Raw genomic sequence first — 21,079 nt, forward strand, 5'->3', positions numbered from 1 at the left:
AGGTAGCATGACAGTGACAACCGTACGTACAGTGAAGAACTATATCGGGGGAAAGTGGATCGAATCAGCATCGGAGAATACGGAGACCGTCTACAACCCTGCCACCGGTGAAGAAATCGCCATCGTAAAGCTCAGTACGAGGGAAGAAGTGAATGAAGCGGTCGAAGTGGCGCATGAAGCGTTCAAGTCCTGGTCCCAAGTACCGGTGCCGAAACGCGGGCGCATCCTGTTCAAGTATCAGCAGCTCCTGGTCGAGCATTGGGATGAACTGGCGAAGCTTGTCACGATCGAGAACGGTAAGAGCTTCGCCGAAGCACACGGGGAAGTCCTCCGCGGCATCGAATGCGTCGAGTTTGCCGCAGGGATCCCGAACCTCATGATGGGCAAGCAGCTGCCTGACATCGCAGCCGGTTTGGAATCAGGCATGTACCGGTACCCGATCGGGGTCGTGGGCGGCATCACGCCGTTCAACTTCCCGATGATGGTCCCTTGCTGGATGTTCCCTCTCGCCATCGCCTGCGGGAATACATTTGTCCTCAAGCCTTCCGAACGGACCCCGCTTCTTGCGGCAAGGCTTGCCGAGCTCTTCGAGGAAGCCGGTCTACCGAGCGGCGTATTGAATATTGTCAACGGGGCCCATGATGTCGTGAACGGCTTGATCGAAGAGAAGAAGGTAAAGGCGATCTCCTTTGTCGGCTCCCAGCCGGTCGCAGAACTCGTCTACAAGAAAGGAACAGAGAATCTGAAGCGTGTGCAGGCACTGTCAGGTGCGAAGAACCATTCCATCGTCCTGAAGGATGCGAACCTGGAAGTCGCCGTATCCCAGATCACGGGAGCCGCCTTCGGTTCTGCCGGTGAACGCTGCATGGCCGCCGCAGTCGTCGCCGTAGAGGAGAGCATCGCCGACGCATTCATCGAGAAGCTGAAGCAGGCCGCAGACGACATCACGATCGGGAACGGTTTGGAAGAAGGCGTCTTCCTCGGGCCGGTCATCCGCCAGAATCATAAGGAACGCACATTGAGCTATATTGATTCCGGGATCTCACAAGGCGCGACCCTCCTCCGTGATGGCAGGAAAGACAAGGAGACGGAAGGGGAAGGATACTTCCTCGGACCGACGATCTTTGATCATGTGACGCAGGAAATGAAGATCTGGCAGGATGAAATCTTCGCCCCTGTCCTTTCCGTCGTCAGGGTGAAGGACCTTACAGATGCCATCGACCTGGCCAATGCCTCTGCGTTCGCAAACGGTGCGTGCATCTATACGGATAGTGCCTCAGCCATCCGCCAGTTCAGGGAAACGATGGATTCAGGGATGCTGGGCGTCAATATCGGAGTGCCGGCACCAATGGCGTTCTTCCCGTTCTCCGGCTACAAGGATTCTTTCTACGGTGACCTTCATGCGAATGGAACCGACGGCTTGGAATTCTATACAAGGAAGAAGATGGTCACGGCCCGTTACGTCAAATAATGGACGGGAGCGGCATTCGCCGCTTCCTTTTTTATCATATGGAGTGAATAACAGAAGGAGGGAATCAGTATGGAAACAATCCGACTGACCACTGCACAGGCCCTAGTAAAGTTCCTGAATGCGCAGTATGTCGAGTTTGATGGCAGGAAAGAGCGATTCGTCAAAGGGGTCTTCACCATTTTCGGACATGGAAATGTCCTTGGCCTCGGGCAGGCACTCGAAGAGGATCCGGGTGAACTTGAGGTGTACCAGGGCAGGAACGAGCAAGGGATGGGCCATGCAGCCATGGCCTTCGCCAAGCAATCGAAACGGAAGCAGATCATGGCCTGCACCGCCTCGGTCGGTCCCGGTTCTGCCAATATGGTCACGGCTGCCGCCACGGCAACAGCCAACCAGATCCCGGTCCTGTACCTGCCGGGAGACGTCTTCGCCTCGCGCCAGCCCGATCCCGTCCTCCAGCAGATCGAGCAGACCCATGATCTTTCCATATCCACCAATGACGCGTTCCGTCCTGTCAGCAAATATTGGGACCGGGTGAACAGACCCGAGCAGCTCATGCAGGCGATGCTGAACGCCATGCGCGTCCTCACCAACCCTGCAGACACAGGAGCCGTTACGATTTCACTGCCCCAGGATGTACAGGGGGAAGCATGGGATTATCCACAATCATTCTTCCAAAAACGTGTCCATCGCATCGAGCGTCGCATGCCTTCCGTTGAAAGTGTAGAGGATGCCGTGGAATTGATCCGCTCTAAAAAGAGGCCCTTCATGATCCTAGGAGGAGGCGTCCGTTATTCGGAAGCAGGCGGGGCGTTCCTCCGATTCGCAGAAGCGTTCCGGATCCCCTTCGGTGAAACCCAGGCAGGGAAGAGCGGGGTGCCGGGAAGTCACAGCCTGAATCTTGGAGGGGTGGGTGTGACCGGCAATGCAGCCGCCAACCTCCTCGCATCAAAGGCCGACCTGATCATCGGTGTGGGCACACGATTCACGGATTTCACCACCGGTTCCAAGGGATTGTTCCAGGAAGCAGACGTCCTCACGATCAACATCTCTGATTTCCATGCCGGTAAGCTTGATGCGGTGAAGGTGGTCGCAGACGCAAAAGCTGGTCTTGAAGCCATTGCGTCGGGTCTTGGAAACTACCTGTCTTCCTATCAGGACGAAATTGAAGGAGCACGCGGGGAGTGGGAAGCAGAACTTCACCGCCTCCACCAGATCGATCCAGGTGATTCATTTACACCTGAAATCGCCGGACAGCTTGACGGGGAGCTTCCTCATTACAAAGAATCATTGAAGACGAATCTGGCTCAAACCGCGGTCATCGGGGCCGTCAACCGTCTCGTTGATGAGGATGCGGTGATCGTCGGTGCGGCGGGCAGCCTTCCGGGTGATCTTCAGCGTATGTGGGTTGCCAAGGAGGAGGACACCTACCATATGGAATACGGCTATTCCTGCATGGGGTATGAAATCGCCGGGGCCCTGGGCGTGAAGCTTGCCGAGCCGGGCCGGGAAGTATATGCATTGGCCGGTGACGGGAGCTATCTCATGCTCCACACGGAATTGATCACAAGCCTGCAGGAAAGGAAGAAGATCAATATCCTCCTCTTTGATAATGCCGGATTCGGCTGCATCAATAATCTTCAGATGGACAACGGGATGGGAAGCTTCGCCACGGAGTTCCGCCATCGCAATCAGGCAAGCGGCCGCATGGATGGTCCTGTCATGACGATCGATTATGCAAAGGTCGCTGAAGGGTACGGTGCCAAAACCTATTCCGTCCGCACCCTTGAAGAACTGGAAACGGCCATCAGGGATGCCAAGGATCAGCCGGTGAGCACCCTCATCGACATCAAAGTCCTGCCGAAGACCATGACCCATGGCTATGATTCCTGGTGGAACACAGGGGTTGCCGAAGTATCGGAAAAACAAAGCATCCGTGAAGCGTATGATCGGAATCTGGCCAAACGTCAAACGGCGCGTCAGTATTGATGGGAGGAAAAGAGATGTTTAACGGGAGAGAGATCAAGCTGGCCATCGCCCCGATCGGATGGACCAACGATGACATGCCGGAGCTCGGCGGAGAGGTCACCTTCGAGCAGTGCATCAGTGAAATGGCCCTGGCCGGATTCCAGGGAAGCGAAGTGGGGAATAAATACCCCCGTGATCCGGATCAGCTGAGGAAGGCCCTTGACCTCAGGGGGCTGTCCATTGCGAGTGCATGGTTCAGCGCGCACCTGACTACGGATGGGTATGAGCGCACCGCTACTGAATTCAGTGCCCACCGTGATTTCCTTCATGAAATGGGGGCAAAGGTCATCGTCGTCAGCGAGCAGGGGAAGAGCATCCAGGGACAGATGGATGTACCGCTATTCGACCATAAGCCGGTCTTTAACGAGGAAGAATGGGAACTCCTCACTGACGGGCTCAATCGGCTTGGAAGCCTTGCAGCAGAAAAAGGGATGAAGCTCGTTTATCACCACCATATGGGAACGGGCGTCCAGACAACCGATGAGATCAGAAAGCTCATGGAACGGACCGATCCCGCCAACGTGTCCCTTTTGTATGATACAGGTCACCTCGCGTTTTCAGGAGAAGATCCCCTTGTGATCCTTGAAGACTATATGGACCGGATCCATCATGTCCATCTGAAGGATGTCAGAGCGGAAGTCGTCGAGAGGGTGAAGCGGGAGAAATGGAGCTTCCTCCAGGCCGTGAAGGCAGGGGCATTCACCGTCCCCGGCGATGGAAGCATCGACTTCCGCCCTGTCTTCGGATTGATCGCGGAAGGTGCGTATGAAGGGTGGTTCGTCGTCGAAGCAGAACAGGACCCGGCCATCGCCAACCCCCTGGAGTATGCCATCAAAGCAAGGGGCTATATCAGGGAAACGGCAGGCATCTAGAACAGAAGGAGGAGAATCACCATGTATGAAAAGCTCGGAGAATTACAGCAAGGATACAATACCGTCACGGATATGGACTCCAAGCATCCGGATATGCTGCAGGATATCGGGGTGTACCGGCTGAGTGCCGGAGACAGGGAAACCCTGCATGACGAAGGGAAGGAAACCGCGGTACTCCTCATGGAAGGATCCATCACCCTGGAGTGGAACGGACACGTTCAGGACATCAGCCGGGGAAGTGTGTTCGATGAAGATCCGTGGTGCCTCCACGTCCCGAAAGGCGTCCAGGTCATCGTGACGGCCAAAGGGGAGAGCGAAGTGCTGGTGCAGAAGACCGATAACGCCGCAGACTTTGCACCGAAGCTTTATACGCCCGAGGATTGCTCGAGCACGGTGGCGGGAGAAGGCGTATGGAACGGGACCGCTGAGCGCGTGATCCGTACCATCTTTGATCACGGTAACGCTCCCTATTCGAATCTCGTCATCGGCGAAGTGATCTCCTATCCAGGAAGGTGGTCGAGCTATCCCCCCCATCATCATGATCAGCCAGAGGTGTACTACTATAAGTTCGACCGCCCCCAAGGATTCGGCTGCGCCATGGTCGGACCCGACGCCCACCGCGTCGAGCACAACAGCTATATCACCATTCCCGGCAGCCTGGATCATCCCCAGGCGACGGCACCGGGTTACGCCATGTACTTCTGCTGGATGATCCGTCACCTCGACGACAATCCGTGGACGGAACGGATCATGGAAGAGGAGCATGCATGGCTCTTGGAAGAAAACGCAAAGATCTGGCCGGACCGATAAGTTGCTCTATATAAAAACTGTATAATCTTGTAAAATAGGACTATATCCGATTCATGGGTGCAGTCCTATTTTTCTGATTGTCGGGGTGGGAAAATGATGGATAGGAGATGGGGAGAAGATGAATAGATTGATTCTGCTTGCTTGCACACTGCTTCTATTCTTTATTTTGACCGCTTTCGAGTCTGAAAGAGAAGGAGAGTCCATCAAGCAATATGCCGAGGATCATGCCGTCCAAGATGTGCTGGATACCGTAAGATCGGGGGATCATGCCGATTATCACTTTTCCACCAGCGAAGACATCCGGGTAGGCCTGTTCCAGCCATCATGGAGTTACGGGGAGGCGTTCATTGATCAAGAGAGTAGTGATGCCCTTGAACAAACAGATGAATGGTATGCTGTCGTGTATCAGGACGGCAAGCCTGTGAACGTCATGGCTGCTTCGAAGAATGAGAACGGGAAATACGCATTCATGGGTATCGGATTCGGTCAAGATCTGGCCGTCGCCCTGGACACGGCAGGGACCGAGGCAGGAAAACTGGTCTACGAGTTTCCTGCCGATGCTTGGTTCATGATTGACGAAGATAGCGTGCATGGCCTCAATAAGCAGGCGGAGTCCGTGATGGGAAAAGGGGATTGGAGTCTTTCCCGTTACATGGAGTATGTTCATGGGCGATACAGTGATCCGGAAGTGAGTATGGAGCACGGACAGAATACCGCCACGGGCGGAGCCGGATTGCTTCCGGACCAAGATGAAGTGGAACGTTCCGGTCTCCTGTATGTCGGCCTGGGCATTCTGTTCATAGTGGGAGTCTTGATGACGTCTAGAATGAAGAGAAAAAGATCTTCTTAATCTCATAAAATGGAACATTGAAATCTGGAGGTAGCATATGACAACCCAATGGCAAGAAATCACCATCATCAAAGGAGAAGAAATCGATCTCCATCTCGTTAAAACCGTACCGGGCAACCCGGCAAAGAATTGGGTCCCGGCCTATCACTTCAACATGGCCCTGAAGGGTTCGGACACGCCGATCGGGGTCATCGATCTCCGCATCGGTCATAACGAGAACCTCTACTATGGAGGGCATATCGGCTATGCCGTCCATTCCGAGCATCGGGGCCATCACTATGCAGGGAAGGCGGTGCTCCTGTTGAAGGAACTTGCACTCGCACACGGGATGGAAAAGGTGACGATCACCTGCAACCCCGACAACCTCCCGTCCAGGAAGACGTGTGAATATGTGGGAGCGGAGCTGAAGGGAATCGTAGCCGTCCCTCCCCATAATGATCTGTACCAGCGCGGGGAAAAGGAAAAATGCATCTATGAGTTGGTTTGGTAGAATAATAGGCAATCAATTCGTTCAAACGTTTGTTTAATTTCAATTGTAGGGAGAGCATGTATTATGAAGAAAACCGTCATCTTTGATATGGACGGAACATTATTCCAGACAAATAAAATCCTCGAGGCGTCCCTCGTGGATACGTTCGATCATCTTACCCGTGCCGGCAAATGGCAAGGGACCGCTCCTTTGAAGGAGTATCAGGACATCATGGGAGTCCCTCTTCCGAAAGTATGGGAGACGTTGATGCCCAATCATTCAGAAGTGGACCGCAACGAAACGGATCGGTACTTCCTCGAGAGCCTGATCGCCAACATCCACGGGGGAAAAGGTGAGCTGTATCCGAACGTGGCCGAGCTTTTTGAACGATTGGATGCGGGTGGCTGTGCCATCTACATAGCCAGTAACGGGTTGAAAAGGTATCTGGCTGCCATCGTGGACCACTATAAGCTCGACCGCTGGGTTGCAGGAGTCTACAGCATCGAGGAAATCGACTCCCTGAATAAATCCGACCTGGTCGGAGCCATCCTGGCAGAGGCGGGGAACGGACCTGCCGTGATGGTCGGGGACCGCCTGTCCGATTTCAACGCAGGGCGTGATAACAACATCCCGTCCATCGGCTGCAGGTTCGACTTTGCCCGGGAGGAAGAGTTGGCATGTGCCGACTATGTCATCGATAATCTGTTGGATGTAGTGGAGATCATGAACAAGACTGAATATGTAACGGAGTGATAGGTGGATCCTGATTCTGAATGAATCGGGATCTTTTTTTGTTTATCCGACATCCCCCTGACACATTCGCTCCCTACAATACAACTATAGACCAAGCGAAAGGAGGAACGAATATGAGTCAAATCGGAAGAAAAGAACTGAAATTCGCCATTTCCATCCCGGAATATCACATCCTGATCCATAAGCTCAAGTGGCTGATGACGAGGGATGAGCATGCCGGACGGGACGGGAAGTACCATATACGAAGCGCTTATTTCGATAATATGGACGACCGGATCCTGACGGAGAAGAAGGAAGGCTACCTGAACCGTGATAAGTACCGGGTGAGGATCTACAACCTCTCCACGTCCGTGATCCACCTTGAGCGGAAGAGCAAGCGGAACAATCAGACGTTCAAAACGAAATGCCCGTTGACCCGGAAGGAATATGAAGCCATCCGCCGGGGAGAAACGGAGTGGATGGAGGATGACATGCGGCCCCTCATCCGCGATCTTCACGGGGAGATGACGAGACGGTTGATCAAGCCGGTGGCGGTCGTCGATTATGAGCGGGAAGCCTACACCTATCCGTATGGAAATGTCAGGATCACCTTTGATCAGAATATCCGCACGAGCCTGAGGAATACGGCGATGTTCGACCGGAACCTGCCCATGGTACCGGTCATGGAAGAGCCCCTCATCATCCTTGAGGTGAAGTTCGATGAATATATCCCGGATATGATCAAATATGCCCTGCAGGCAGTGGATACAAGAACGGAAGCCTACTCGAAGTATCAGCTCAGCAGGATGTTTGGCTAAATCAAAAAATTGAATATGAAAGATGAGGTACACCAACGTGAATGAACAAATCAATTTCAGTGATATTTTTAAATCCAGTTTCATCGAGAAGACGACGTCGTTCAGCCTGACCGACTCCATCATCGGGCTCGTCGTTGCCTTCTTGATCGGCCTTTTCATCTATGTTGTCTATAAGAAGACATTCAACGGAGTCATCTATTCCCATTCCTTCAATATTTCCCTGCTCATCATGACGATGGCGACGGCCCTTGTCATCATGGGAATTTCGAATAACGTCCTCTTGTCACTTGGTATGGTCGGTGCATTGTCTATCGTACGGTTCAGGACGCCGATCAAGGATCCCATGGATCTGGTCTACATCTTCTGGTCCATCGTGTCAGGTATCCTTTGCGGAGCAGGGTTCATCCCCCTTGTCGTCATCGGTTCTGTCCTGATCGGGCTCGTCCTGCTAATATTTGTGAATAAGATCACCGTGGAGAATCCGTTCCTGCTGATCGTGAAGGCAGACAGTGGAAGCAGCAGTGATACGATTGAAGCAGAACTCAAAAAGCTGACTTCCCGCTATCAGCTGAAATCTCAATCCTTCATGGGTAGTAACGAAATGGAAACGACCTATGAAGTCCGCATGAAAACAGGCGAATCGGCCATGCTTGCCGAACTGAAGGCACTGCCGGGTATCAAATCCGCCGTCATGGTGAGCTATGATGGAAACTTCACTGCATAGGAGGTGGAGGGAATGATCGGAAAAAAGATGGTGGCTGTGGTCTTTGTCCTCCTCATGCTTACCTTTGTGGCAAGCGTATATGTCCTTCCGGCCGCCGGACTCGAAGAGAAGGATACGTCCACCTCCTATAAACAAACGGTCTTCAACGAGAGCAAGGTGGGGCGCGTCGATATCGAAATCGACGAAGACGACTGGGATGACCTTGTGGAAAACGCAACCAAGGAGGAATATAAGCGGGCGACCGTGACCGTCAACGGCAAAAAGGTGAGCGATGTGGCCATCAGGGCGAAGGGGAATTCTTCCCTGACGTCCGTTGCCAATAGTGACTCGGACCGGTACAGCCTGAAGATCGATTTTGATCATTATGACAGCTCTCAAAGTCTGTATGGCCTGAAGAAATTGAATTTGAACAATAACTATAGTGACTCGACGCAGATGAGGGAATTTGTTTCCTATGAAATGATGGAAGAGATGGGGATCGCGACGCCTGCCCACTCTTACATGTATGTGACCATCAACGGTGAGGACTATGGTCTGCTCCTTGGAGTCGAACAGGTGGATGAAACGTTCCTCGCAAGCGAGTTCGGATCCAATGACGGATTCCTGTTCAAGCCTGACGGGGTCGGTTCCGACCTTCAATGGATCAGTGATGATCTCGACGACTACACGGGTGTCGAGCTGAAAACGAACGAGTCCAACAAAGATCAGTCGACCTTCACCGATATGCTCGATGCCATCAACAACGGCGGCGACATCGGGAAGGTTCTGGATGTCGATGAAATGCTCCGCTATTTCGCCGTCAATACAGCGCTCGTCAACCTCGACAGCTATCAGGGGCAGATGAAGCACAACTATTATCTCTATGAAGAGGATGGGAGCTTCTCCATCATCCCTTGGGATTATAATATGTCCTTCGGAGGCTTCGGCGTTGGAATGGGCGGAAGGGGCAATGCGGGAGAAGAAGGTCTAGAGGACGGGGAACAGGCTGAAGAGCCCGGTGCCCAAGATGGCAATGCGAACGATGCTCCTCAAGGGAACGATGGGATCGACAAGCGCGGCATGGGGGACGGAATGATGACGAGCCAGCTCATCACCGACTCTGCCATCGACTTCAGCGTGAGCGAGCCCGTTGTCAATACGACCCTTGAAGACCGGCCCCTGCTCAATGCCCTCCTATCCAACTCGGAGTATAAGGAGAAATACGAAGAGTACTTGAAGACCTTTGCTGAAGAGATCTTCACAGAGGAGCGCGTTTCCGAGATCACGAACAATCTGGCGTCGATCCTGACCACTTATGTCGAGAGCGACCCGACCAAGTTCTTCACAACGGATGAATTCCTGAAAGGCGTTTCCGGCGACGAAAGCCTTGCGGAATTCACGAAGCTGAGATCCGAGTCGATCCTGGAACAGCTGTCCGGCGAGCGGACGGTTGAAAGCCAGGCCGGATCCGGCGGTCAGGGGCAGGGCCCTCCGAATGGCGGACAGGCAAATGAAGGTCAGGATGATAAGGCAGGGCAAGGCAATCCAGCAGCAGATAATGCTCAAGGGAATGCTCCTCCGGCCGAGGGAGGACAAAATGGTGCTCCTCCCGATGGAGGGAACGGCGGACAGGGAGAACCACCAGAGGGGTTCGATCCCGCTGATAGACCCGATGGATTCAACCCCGAGGCTGGTCCCGGGGAGGAGGACCACAAGGGAACGAAACAAAAGAAGCAGCCGTCGATCCGATGGCAGCCCTCACGGTGAGTGGAGTCTCCATATCCGTGCTCATGCTTGGTCTCATTGCAGCATGGCGGTTCAGGAGAAGAAAGGGCTTCCGCTGAGACTCGGACAGGCAAGATCCTTTACCGTCCCGCCGGAAAACCGTATACTTATACTAATCTATTTCGCGATGACACCCATATTAAGTAACCGGACAGCCCTCTGCGGCTCTGGTTACTTTTTTGTTGGGGTGGGTACGATAAAAGAGACATTCAATCGCAGGACGAGTAAAGGGTTTGATGACAATGAGACAACTACATCGACAACATATATGGCTTGGACGCTTCCTCGCTTCCGATCCCGGAAGAAAAAGGTTGCAGCAGGCCGGCAAGACAACGCTGAGCCTCATGACTTCGGTATTTATCACATTATTCCTATTGAAAATGAATGAGTATCCGTCCATCACACCTGCCATCGTTTCAGGGATGGTGGGGATGTTCGGTGTCCTGATCGTCTTGGATGATACGGACCGGAAGAAGAAAGTGACGCTGCTGTGCATCGCTGTTTCAGTGGCCGGGGGATCACGGTCGGGTCCCTGTTCAGCCAACATCCTTATGCCGTCAACATCCTTCTCGTGGCGGCCATGTTCAGCGCCTTTTATTTCTCACGCTTCGCCGTCCGCTATTTCTCCATCGGGATGGCCTCTTTCATGTCGATCTACTTTTCATCCGTTCTTAAACTCGACGCATCGCATCTGCTCTGGTTCTATATCGGAATCGTGATCGGGGCGCTCAGTGCCTACATGTATCAGTTCCTTCTGTTCAAGAGTTCTTCTTACGTATTGAAAAGAAGCCTGATTTCGTTCCATATCCAGTCGAATCTGACATTCACCATCTTGTTGAAGGCGATGGAAGATCCAAAAAGCAGTGAGAAGAGGAAGAAAAGTCTCGATCGAAACGTACGCAAACTGAATGAGTATGCACGGACGCTGTCGGGTGACATCAATGAAAGTGATCTGAAGGAACTGTATCCAGGAATAGACGTATCGGAACTCAGGCTCTATGTCTTCGATGCGGAGATGCTGATCCAGACGCTATCTGATTCCTTGAAGAAGCTGAAGGAACTGAAGGCGTTCGAACAGGATGAAATCCGCCAGCTATTGATGCGGGTCATCCGTTCCTTGCGGGATGCCGACGTCCTGGCACAGGATTATGAACCGAAGACACTGGAAGAAACCGAACGTGCCCTTCAGGAACTGCGCCTGATGCTGGCGGATGTCCTGAAGGATGAGGAGGATCTCCCGCGATGGATTTATCTTCTGCGCAGGATCGAGTCCATCTCGAATCACGTCCTGCAGGCAGCCCTTACGATCCAGGAAGCCTTGAAGGGCGAACGGGAAGTCCATTCTGAAAAGGAAGAGGAGGAACCGGAGGAAGAAGAGAAGGAAGACGAAGAAGAGTCAAAAGGATTGAAGCCGTCGACGAGAAAAGCGATACAGGCTTTGATTGCAGGGATCCTCGCCATCGTGGCAGGAGAACTGATCGCCCCCGCCCAGCCGTACTGGGTGCTGTTGACCACGTTCATCATCATGATCGGTACTGAGACGGTGGGAAGAACCTATCTGAAGGCGTTCCAGCGTTCATTCGGTACCGTCATCGGGGCAATCGTCGGATTCGGGGCCGCGACCCTTGTGTCGGGGGTGAAGCCCCTTGAGGTGGGACTGCTTTTCCTGGCCCTCTTCCTATCATTCTACCTATTCCCCGTATCCTATACGCTCATGAGCTTGTTCATCACCATGCTCATCGCCTTTATGTACGATATCCTCCTTGGCGGGATTTCCGTTGGCCTCATGGGGGCGAGGGTGCTTGATACGATCATCGGTGCCTTCATCGCACTGATCGTGTCGGCAATCGTATTTCCGAAGAAGACGAAGGCCAAGGTCACGGATACATTCGATGAGTTTTTTGATGAGCTCGGAGAATATGTGGAAACCTATCTTTCTTCCTTCCTGAAGGAGAAGAAAAAGCCCCTGACGGACCGGGCCTTCGATCTTGACCACAAGGTGCAGGCAATCAAGGATGAAGCCCAGTCGATCCTTCAGCGTCCAGGGGCCATGACCCGGACCGGACTCGGACGGTGGATCACCGTCGTCATCGCCGTCAATTATTATGCGAAGCATCTGCTTGCTTCTTCCCATAGACGGAACGAGCCCTTCCCGGAAGAATTGCAGAAGGTGATCGGGGTGACGAGCGAGAAACTGACGCAGAACATCGAAGCGGTCCGACTCATGATGAAAGATCCTTCCGCGCACTCCAGTCTCTGGGATCTCGCGGAAGAACGAAGGGAAATCGAAACCCAGGCCCCCGGGAGGCTGAAATCCCATATTGATGTCATTCATCATGTGTATTATATATGGAAAATCAATCAGTCCATCGTTTCTCTCGGCGAAGAGCTCGGGGGAAAAGTGAAATCGGAAGAGGAAAAAGGGTGAGAGCATATGCTCCCGCCCTTTTTTCATTTACCGAATGATCATATCCCCGCTGGAGAGGTCTACATTGATGGAATGTTTTCCAGAACCTTTCGTCCCTTTGACGGATCGTTCGCTGCTTGTTTGATCCTTCAGGTCGATGGTGTTGAGGATATCTCCGCTGCCAGCCTTACCGTTCAATTTGAAGCTTGCGTCTTCAGGCAAATTGAGATCGACATCCCCGGATCCAATGGTGAAATCAACATCCCCAGAAAGTTTTTTCATGGATACCGATAGATCCCCTGAGGAAACCGAGCCCTTCAATGGCCCTTCGTATCCCGTCAGAAGCACATCCCCTGAGCCCATATCAACCGATCCTTCCCGGGTTTTGATATCCTTGCCGACAAAATCTCCGGATGACCCCTTATATGTGAAGGATCCGGTATTGAAATTCCCGATTTTCATATCGCCTGAGCCGATCTCGGTCTTCAGGTCGTCCAGGGACATCATTTCGTCCGGTATGAAGATCAGTTCTCCTGAGCCGACCTCGATTTCCAGATTGTTTTCGTAGTTTTGAGGAAGAAATACAATCGTATCAAATTTTTTGTTGTTGAAGCCGATATAAAAGATAGGCTTCATTTTGACATCGAGATTGATTTCATCTCCCCGATCTTCAAGGTTCATAGTCCCTTTTCCATTGAATTCGACCCTGACTTCATCATCATCCGTCGTGACGATTTTCGTATCTCCGCTTCCGAGTGACAAGTGGATGAGCTTGGTTCCGTCTTTCACTTTTACACTGTCTGTGGATGTTCCACCTTTGGCAAACAGGGTGGTCCGATCATTCAAAATGAGGAAGATCGCACCCAGTGCCAACAAGGCGACCACGATGGCGAATACATTCTTTTTCATCTCTCTCTCTCCTTGGTTCGTTTTTCCAATCTTTCTATAGTGTAAGTGGAGAACCGTTATTCCGCAATGCGCCCCCGGATCAATTTTTTATCCGCCTCTGGTCTTAGTGGAGAGTTTGAACGTTGATAAATTGGGGGAGTATGCAGGATGAGAGGAAATGAAAGGTGGGAAACCATGACGCATCGTGTGTTGGAACAGACATTTTATGAACAGCCGACGCTTGAGCTTGCCAAGTCCCTCCTCGGCTGTCTGATGGTCAAAGAAACGGAGGAAGGGACCGTTTCGGGCTATATCGTCGAAACGGAGGCGTATATGGGACCTGAGGATCGTGCAGCCCACAGCTACGGCAACAGGAGAACGAAACGGACGGAAGAGATGTTCGCGGAATCGGGCAGGATCTATACCTATGTGATGCATACCCACTGTCTCGTCAATGTGGTAAGTGGAGGCATAGGCGTACCGGAAGCGATTCTGATACGGGCTATTGAGCCAGCTGAGGGTCTTGGACTCATGGGCAGCCGGCGTGAAGGCCACTCCATGAAAAATTGGACGAGCGGTCCCGGCAAGCTGACCAAAGCCATGGGCATCACCATGGAAGATTACGGTGGAAGCTTCCTTGAGCCTCCGTTGACTATTTGCGAAGGGTACCTGCCGGAAAGAATCGCCGAGGGTAAGCGGATCGGCATTGATAATAGCGGGGAAGCAAAGGATTATCCCTGGAGGTTTTGGATCGAAGGGAATCCCTACGTATCAAAGGGTCGCGGGCGAAATTCAGAAAAATAGGAATAAATACCCCCATAAACTATTTCGTTTATGGTATATTTTACTTATATAACCAACCTCACCGTCTATTGGGAAGGCGTTGAACCTGAATGTCCGATGGGCGCTTGCATTCAGGGGAGCCAGTAGCGCAACCGACCACATATGAAGTCTATTTCTATGTGGTTTTTTTGTACCTGTTTGTTCAAAAAATACAGAGAGATAAGGGGTCCTAATGAATATTTTCAGCATCTTTCAAGACGACTTGATCTATCACGAATTCCAGCCCTTGTACAGGCTGGGGCATCATCAGTCTCTCTATGCGTATGAGGGGCTCCTCCGCAATACGTTCAACCAGAATCCGGAGCACGTGTTTCAAACCGCCATCAAAGCCAATATCCTGTATAAGCTCGACACTCTTTCCATCACAAAGGCGATGGAGAGCTTCGTGAATACCGGCCTCGACTGCAAGCTGTTCTTGAATATTTACATCACGACCATCCTGCATCCGAGTTTCCGTCATTACTTCGACCATCTGATGAAGGCCCATCCTTCGATGGAAGGAAGGCTCGTCCTTGAGATCAACGAATCAAGTGCCGAGGAACTTTGGCAGAACCCCCTGTTAAAACAGGCGTTGAAAGGGTTGAGGGAGTACGGGGTGTGGTATGCCATCGATGACTTCGGGCAGGGGACGTCTTCCATCAAGAAGTCCATGGAATATGAGCCGGAAGTGATCAAGCTGGATCGCTATTTTGCCATGGATCTTGCTCAGGATCCCAAGAAGCAGCGATTCCTGTCGTTCTTCAGCCAGTTCTATTCCGAAGATACCCTCATCGTCCTCGAGGGGATTGAAAAGCAGGAAGACATGGAAGTCGCCCTTGAGATGGGGATTGCCATCGGACAGGGCTATCACTTGGGCAGGCCGGGAAGATTGTTGGCCTGATCAAGGCGCTGGGTTTGGCAGGGCTTGTGCCTCTCCCTATTTTTTATTGACAGAAAATAAATTAAATTGAAAAATATTGAAGAGGAGAGTAGGATAAAGGAAAAAGAGAAAAAGGGGATCCATATGAACAAGTACCTATCTGTACCATTGCGTTTTATTCTTTATTACATACTGGGGATTCTCGGAATCCTGGGCGTGAGCGTCGCCCCGCAGGTTCTGAGTGAAAAAGGACTGTACAACTTCGTCGCTTTCATTGAAGAATTCCTCAAATTCACCATCTATTTTGCTGATCCGGCAAACTGGGAATACAACTATAAGGGACAAGTCGACTCTCTTTTCAATGTCCTGTGGGAGCCTTATCTGTATTCCATGACCATCATTCTTGGGGCCATCGCCCTGGGCCTTGTACTGGCGGTGATATTTGCCGTGATTACCTTTTTCCTCCCGACTCCGATTTCTTCCATGCTGAAGAAAATCCTGAACTTCATGGAGTCGGTGCCGGATCTGCTATTTGCTTTTCTTCTGCAATTATTTATCGTTTTCTTCTTCAAAAAGTACGGCATTATGCTCATGGAGTTTACGGAGTTTGACGGGGTGCAGATTTACGGGGCACCAATCTTCACCCTTGCCATCGTGCCGATGGTTTCCTTCTTCCGGATCCTCCTCCTCGTCATGGAAGAGGAAATGGTGAAAGATCACATTGAATTTGCCAGGAGCAAAGGGTTATCAAAAAGCCGCATCCTCTTCTCACATGTGATGAAGAATATCACACCAAGCTCCTTTTATCATGGAAAACTCATCATCTGGGGGACCCTGTCGAGTTTATTCATCATTGAAACCCTGTTTGATATGAAGGGGATCACCTTCTATATCACACAGGATTTCAGACCTGTCGTGATTGCGTATGCCCTGATCCTTCTTTTCACTCCGTTCTTTTTTATCTATCAAGGAGTTTACCTGTGGATGAATCGGGCCGCCGTGATCGATGATTCCCACTACCGCATCAAAAAGGACAAGGTCAAGTTCTCAGAATGGAAGATCTGGGGGTTCATCGCCACTTCGTGGAGGGCTTGGAAGGTGCACATGAAGAATCCGAAGTTTGCTGGAGGATTCATCATCATCTTCGGAATGATTGTGTATAGTTTCTGCCATTCCCTCTTCAAGGATGAACCTGTCAGCAAGCTTTACTATGTAAAGGATGATGACGGCACTCTGATCAGTGTCCCGCCTCATGCGCCATCTGAATTCATGGCGCTCGGATCCGACTACAACGGCTTCAGCATTTTGGACCAGCTTATCGTCGGAGCGAAATACACGCTCATCTTCGCCCTTGTTGTGGCACTGTTGCGGGTGATAGGCGGCTTCTATCTCGGGGTAGGCTATCACTTCTTCTTGAACGAACGCAGGAAGAACTGGGTGAACAGAATCGTGGATTCGATCCACTTCCTGCCGTTGAGCCTCATTGCGTATCTTCTATTAAGACCGGTGCTGTGGGGATTGACATTCGAAGGCTTCCAGCACTCCCTGTTTGAACGGCTCGTCTTCGAGGCCATCGTCCTGACGATCCTGGTGCTGCCGCTGACGATGGTATTGATCGGCAATGAGTTGAAGCTGATTGGACAGCAGGACTTCGTCGTCTCGGCCAAGCTTCTTGGAGGGAGTAACCGCCACCTGCTCTGGACTCATCTGTTCCCGCATCTCGCGCCGAGGATGTTCATCCTGTTCGGGCAGCAGTTCATTCAAACGATGCTCATCCTGGTCCATATGGGACTGTTCTATTTATTCCTCGGTGGAACCATCGTATCAAGGGGACTCCTTCCCGATCCGCCGAAATCCGCTACATTTGAATGGTCCGGGCTCATCAGTTCCTCCAAAGAAGCATTGATGACCGAGAAATATTGGATCGTATTATTCCCGCTCTTCGCCTTCATGATTGCCATCTTCGCCATGCAACTCGTGGTCCAGGGCGTCAAGGAGATCCAGCAGGCCAAGGTCGGTGTAAGGGTGAATAAGAAACCGATCAAAGGATGGAAAAAGTGGAGTAAGAGTGAAAAGGCAAAGGTGAACCCGCCTCTTGAAGGAGACTTCACCTTGACGCATCAGAACATCAAGGGATGATGTCCACCCGGCATGAAATCTGAAACGGAAGGACATGTTAAAGGAAAAGGAGTGATGAACGATGAGGATACTGCTCATCAGCTTGACGCTGACTTTTTCTTTGACAACGACGGGGGTTGCAAGGGATATCCTGCCCCTGCCCGCCCATAAAAAAGAACTTGCCATCGTGATTGATGACCTTGGGAACGATATGGAGGGAACGGAAGATATCCTTGATACAGAGGCGACGCTGACGATTGCTGTCATGCCGTTCCTGCCGTCTACAAAGAAGGATGCCGAACGGGCTCATGCGAAAGGCCACGAAGTGATTCTCCATATGCCGATGGAGCCGGTGACGGGAAAGGCAAGCTGGCTTGGGCCCGGGGCGTTGACAACAGACCTGTCGGATGATGAAATCCGAAGCCGTGTGGAGAAAGCAATCCAAGATGTCCCGCATGCCGTGGGGATGAATCATCATATGGGTTCGAAGGTGACAGCCGATGAACGCATCATGAGGATCGTCCTCGAAGTATGCAAAAAGCACGGGATGTTTTATCTCGACAGCAAAACAACGGGGAAAAGCGTCATCCCGAAGCTTGCTGACGAACTGAAGGTGCCGTATCTCGAGAACGGTCTTTTCTTCGATGATGTCTACACGAAGGAGCATATCGGACAGCAGGCGACGAAACTTGCCGCTAAACTTGAAAAAGACGACAGCATGGTAGCCATCGGTCATGTCGGTGTAACGGGTACGATGATTGCATCGATGCTGAAGGACTTCATTCCTGTCTACGAAAAAGAAGCCAATATTGTCCCATTATCCGACCTTATTCCTGAGTATCACTTGATTGATGAAAGCATGCCATGAGTTGTATGCTGATAGGTGATGAACAATCGGAAGGGGTGTCGATTACATGAAAATGGCTATTGTGACCGGAGCAACAAGGGGACTGGGCGAAGCAATCGCTTCGGGCCTGGTGAAAAAAGGGGTCGGGCTCATCAACATATCCCGGCGAGATAATGATAACCTGAAGGCCATGGCCACGGATGCAGGGGTGGCATATTCTTTCCATCCGTGCGATCTGACGTCTACTGCAGACACGGAGAAGGTATTCAGGGAAGTGGGGGCAAGCGTGTTTTCAAGCGGAGCCGACACGATTTATGTGATTCAGAATGCCGGCTTGGTCACTCCGATTAATCCGTCCGGAAAAGTGGATGCCGAGAGCCTGGAAGCGAGTGTGCACGTCAATCTCCTCGCTCCCATGATCGCCTTGAACGAATTGATCTCTGCGTCTGAAGGAACGGCTGGACAGATGCTGATCGTCAATATCAGTTCCGGTGCCGGCAGCCGGCCCGTCTATGGTTGGAGTACATACTGCTCCACCAAGGCAGGGCTCAATATGCTGACGGAAACCGTGAGCCTGGAGCTATCCGGTTCAGGACGTGATCATAAGGTCATTTCCTTCAGCCCTGGTGTCATGGATACGGATATGCAGGGAGAAATCCGTTCCTCAGCGAAGGAAGCTTTCGCTGAAGTGGAAAAGTTCAAACGCTATAAGGAAGAAGGGACGCTTCGCAGTGCAGAAACGGTGGCAGATGCACTCGTCGGGCTGATCACGGGAACAGAAGTGGAAAGCGGCAAACTTTATCACATCAATGACCTTGTATGATCTGACAAAAAAAAGCCCCGGGCTCTGGTTGATACCAGCATCCCGGGGCTTTTCCTGTTGAATTATGATCGTACCGGCTCTGTAGAATGAGCTTTCCTGCGGGTGAAACGAGGCAGGGCGAATTTGATCGCCACCAGGCCACAAATGGCCGTCAAGATCGGGTAGAATGCATACGGAAGGATGCTCAGTGGCGAAATGCCGGCTGTTTCTGCTACGAGAAGCATCTGGGCACCGTATGGGATCAGACCCTGGACGGCACATGAGAAGATATCAAGGATACTAGCTGTCTTCCGGTTGTCCACTCCGTATTCATCACTGATCGATTTGGCAAGGGGCCCGGCAATGATGATGGAGATTGTATTGTTGGCCGTGCAAAGATTCGTGGAAGCCACGAGTCCAGCTGTAGAGTATTGCGCGCCTTTGGATGAACCGATCTTCCTGGTTACAAGATAGAGAAGCGCCTGGATTCCACCGTTATGACGGATCAGTTCCACCACCCCACCGATCAGGATGGATAGGAAGGCGATCTCGCCCATGCCGAGCATGCCATCGGCAATGCTGCCGAAATAGCTGGTCGGTGTGAAGCTTCCGTCGATGAATCCGATGATTCCTGATAGAAGGATGCCGCCGAATAAGACGGCAAATACATTCAATCCCGACAGGGCGCCGATGATGACGGCAAGATACGGAAGGATTTTCACGATGGAATAGCTTCCGGCGTCGACGGACGACTGGTTGCCGAGCGTCACGAAGAATAGCGCAATGATCGTGATGATGGCTGCAGGCAGGACAATGAAGAAATTGACTTTGAACTTATCCTTCATCTCTGTTTTCTGCGTGCGGACCGCCGCGATGGTCGTATCCGAAATGAAGGACAGATTGTCACCGAACATGGAGCCCCCGACAACGGTCGCCATGGCAAGAGGAAGGGAGATATCCGTTCCTGAGCTGATTCCTACACCGATAGGGGCAAGGGCCGCAATCGTTCCCATGGAAGTTCCCATGGCGAGTGAGATGAAGGCGGCGATCACAAACAGTCCGACAATCAAAAGATTTTCCGGGATGACGGAAAGAGCAAAGTTGACCGTTGAATCAACGGCTCCCATTTTTTCAGCCACACCCGAGAAAGCGCCAGCCGATAAGAAGATCAAGACCATGATCATGATATCGAGGTTACCCGCTCCTTTGGCGAAGCGTTCAACCTTCACATTGAGGCTGTCCTTCCGGTTCATGGCCAGCGCCACGACAGCAGCGATGATGATCGCCACGAGTACGGGGAAGGAATAGAAGTCCCCTGAAATGATACCTGCCCCAAGGAACAGGGCAACGAATATGAGTAATGGTAATAATGCCAGTAGATTGCCTTTTTCCTGATTCATGTTGTGCACTCCTTTTAGATGGTTTGTTGCGCATAAAATAAAAAACCTCTTCAAATAAGAAGAGGTTTCCATGAAAACGAAACACCCTTCTTATCTTTCAAGCCGGTGGCTTGCTGGATGTGGCACAGCACTCTTTTGGTTGAGTCCGCTGCCGAGACATCATAGGGCCAGTCCCTCCGTCTCTCTGGATAAGAAGATTTTACGTTATGCAGTTATGTTTAAGATACTTACATACTTTAATGGGTTTCATCCTAAATGTCAAACGGGAAAATTTTCATCCGCCTTAAGCAAACGCATTCAAATTTTCATGATGAATTCCGTCGTTATTTGAACTGGAATAAATCAGATGCTATAATCAGTTGATGGAAAAATAAGGG

At 51.6% G+C, this 21,079-nt stretch carries 18 protein-coding genes and 2 riboswitches; of the genes, 16 read left to right on the top strand and 2 right to left on the bottom strand.

What is annotated here, in order from left to right; translation table 11 throughout:
• Nucleotides 1–7: 7 nt before the first annotated feature.
• The 11 genes from D5E69_RS01320 (at nucleotide 8) to D5E69_RS01370 (ending at nucleotide 12,966) form a co-directional block, all read left to right on the top strand.
• Entirely contained in the window at nucleotides 8–1,471 is a 1,464-nt protein-coding gene (locus D5E69_RS01320) for a CoA-acylating methylmalonate-semialdehyde dehydrogenase (RefSeq protein WP_048007277.1), read from the top strand.
• Nucleotides 1,472–1,540: 69 nt separating this feature from the next.
• Complete coding sequence (gene iolD, locus D5E69_RS01325; RefSeq protein WP_159129108.1) at nucleotides 1,541–3,460, top strand: 3D-(3,5/4)-trihydroxycyclohexane-1,2-dione acylhydrolase (decyclizing); 1,920 nt, start codon at nucleotides 1,541–1,543, stop codon at nucleotides 3,458–3,460.
• Between the two features lie 14 nt (nucleotides 3,461–3,474).
• Nucleotides 3,475–4,371 (top strand): myo-inosose-2 dehydratase, encoded by an 897-nt coding sequence (gene iolE / locus D5E69_RS01330; RefSeq protein ID WP_159129109.1) that lies wholly within the window; start codon nucleotides 3,475–3,477, stop codon nucleotides 4,369–4,371.
• Nucleotides 4,372–4,392: 21 nt separating this feature from the next.
• Entirely contained in the window at nucleotides 4,393–5,181 is a 789-nt protein-coding gene (locus tag D5E69_RS01335; protein WP_148796123.1) for a 5-deoxy-glucuronate isomerase, read from the top strand.
• 118 nt (nucleotides 5,182–5,299) lie between these two features.
• Nucleotides 5,300–6,031: a hypothetical protein gene (locus D5E69_RS01340; protein WP_063191101.1), complete on the top strand. Its 732-nt coding sequence runs from the start codon at nucleotides 5,300–5,302 to the stop codon at nucleotides 6,029–6,031.
• Nucleotides 6,032–6,068: 37 nt separating this feature from the next.
• Nucleotides 6,069–6,521 (top strand): GNAT family N-acetyltransferase, encoded by a 453-nt coding sequence (locus D5E69_RS01345; RefSeq protein ID WP_063191100.1) that lies wholly within the window; start codon nucleotides 6,069–6,071, stop codon nucleotides 6,519–6,521.
• Between the two features lie 63 nt (nucleotides 6,522–6,584).
• Nucleotides 6,585–7,253: an HAD hydrolase-like protein gene (locus D5E69_RS01350; protein WP_063191099.1), complete on the top strand. Its 669-nt coding sequence runs from the start codon at nucleotides 6,585–6,587 to the stop codon at nucleotides 7,251–7,253.
• 113 nt (nucleotides 7,254–7,366) lie between these two features.
• Nucleotides 7,367–8,050 carry a polyphosphate polymerase domain-containing protein gene (locus D5E69_RS01355; protein ID WP_200843173.1) on the top strand — a complete coding sequence of 228 codons (684 nt, stop codon included), beginning with the start codon at nucleotides 7,367–7,369 and terminating at the stop codon, nucleotides 8,048–8,050.
• 22 nt (nucleotides 8,051–8,072) lie between these two features.
• Nucleotides 8,073–8,774 carry a DUF4956 domain-containing protein gene (locus D5E69_RS01360; RefSeq protein ID WP_159129111.1) on the top strand — a complete coding sequence of 234 codons (702 nt, stop codon included), beginning with the start codon at nucleotides 8,073–8,075 and terminating at the stop codon, nucleotides 8,772–8,774.
• A 12-nt stretch (nucleotides 8,775–8,786) separates the two neighbouring features.
• A complete protein-coding gene (locus D5E69_RS01365) occupies nucleotides 8,787–10,520 on the top strand; it encodes a CotH kinase family protein (protein WP_159129112.1) in 1,734 nt (577 codons plus the stop codon).
• Nucleotides 10,521–11,028: 508 nt separating this feature from the next.
• Nucleotides 11,029–12,966, top strand: a complete 1,938-nt coding sequence (locus D5E69_RS01370; RefSeq protein ID WP_249931543.1) for an FUSC family protein — start codon at nucleotides 11,029–11,031, stop codon at nucleotides 12,964–12,966.
• A 27-nt stretch (nucleotides 12,967–12,993) separates the two neighbouring features.
• Here D5E69_RS01370 and D5E69_RS01375 read toward each other — a convergent pair whose 3' ends face one another.
• On the bottom strand, nucleotides 12,994–13,854 hold the full coding sequence (locus D5E69_RS01375; protein WP_053072532.1) for a DUF4097 family beta strand repeat-containing protein: 861 nt from the start codon (nucleotides 13,852–13,854) through the stop codon (nucleotides 12,994–12,996).
• Nucleotides 13,855–14,028: 174 nt separating this feature from the next.
• Between D5E69_RS01375 and D5E69_RS01380 the strand changes: the two genes are divergently transcribed.
• The 5 genes from D5E69_RS01380 (at nucleotide 14,029) to D5E69_RS01400 (ending at nucleotide 19,323) form a co-directional block, all read left to right on the top strand.
• Nucleotides 14,029–14,637 carry a DNA-3-methyladenine glycosylase gene (locus D5E69_RS01380; protein ID WP_159129113.1) on the top strand — a complete coding sequence of 203 codons (609 nt, stop codon included), beginning with the start codon at nucleotides 14,029–14,031 and terminating at the stop codon, nucleotides 14,635–14,637.
• A gap of 63 nt (nucleotides 14,638–14,700) precedes the next feature.
• Nucleotides 14,701–14,783: riboswitch (cyclic di-GMP riboswitch) on the top strand.
• A gap of 65 nt (nucleotides 14,784–14,848) precedes the next feature.
• Nucleotides 14,849–15,556, top strand: coding sequence for an EAL domain-containing protein (locus D5E69_RS01385; RefSeq protein WP_148796109.1), 708 nt, complete (start codon nucleotides 14,849–14,851; stop codon nucleotides 15,554–15,556).
• Nucleotides 15,557–15,679: 123 nt separating this feature from the next.
• Nucleotides 15,680–17,674: an ABC transporter permease subunit gene (locus D5E69_RS01390; RefSeq protein WP_048014010.1), complete on the top strand. Its 1,995-nt coding sequence runs from the start codon at nucleotides 15,680–15,682 to the stop codon at nucleotides 17,672–17,674.
• Nucleotides 17,675–17,735: 61 nt separating this feature from the next.
• Nucleotides 17,736–18,521, top strand: coding sequence for a divergent polysaccharide deacetylase family protein (locus D5E69_RS01395; protein ID WP_053072092.1), 786 nt, complete (start codon nucleotides 17,736–17,738; stop codon nucleotides 18,519–18,521).
• Nucleotides 18,522–18,567: 46 nt separating this feature from the next.
• Nucleotides 18,568–19,323 carry a (S)-benzoin forming benzil reductase gene (locus D5E69_RS01400; protein WP_048007265.1) on the top strand — a complete coding sequence of 252 codons (756 nt, stop codon included), beginning with the start codon at nucleotides 18,568–18,570 and terminating at the stop codon, nucleotides 19,321–19,323.
• 62 nt (nucleotides 19,324–19,385) lie between these two features.
• On the opposite strand, the gene D5E69_RS01405 is transcribed toward D5E69_RS01400, so the two are convergent.
• A complete protein-coding gene (locus D5E69_RS01405) occupies nucleotides 19,386–20,702 on the bottom strand; it encodes a Na+/H+ antiporter NhaC family protein (protein WP_048007264.1) in 1,317 nt (438 codons plus the stop codon).
• Between the two features lie 87 nt (nucleotides 20,703–20,789).
• A riboswitch (SAM riboswitch) is annotated at nucleotides 20,790–20,897 on the bottom strand.
• Nucleotides 20,898–21,079: the final 182 nt, after the last annotated feature.

Origin of the sequence: Rossellomorea marisflavi, from assembly GCF_009806575.1 — a bacterium.
In the GTDB taxonomy this organism is placed as follows: Bacteria; Bacillota; Bacilli; order Bacillales; family Bacillaceae_B; genus Rossellomorea; species Rossellomorea marisflavi_A.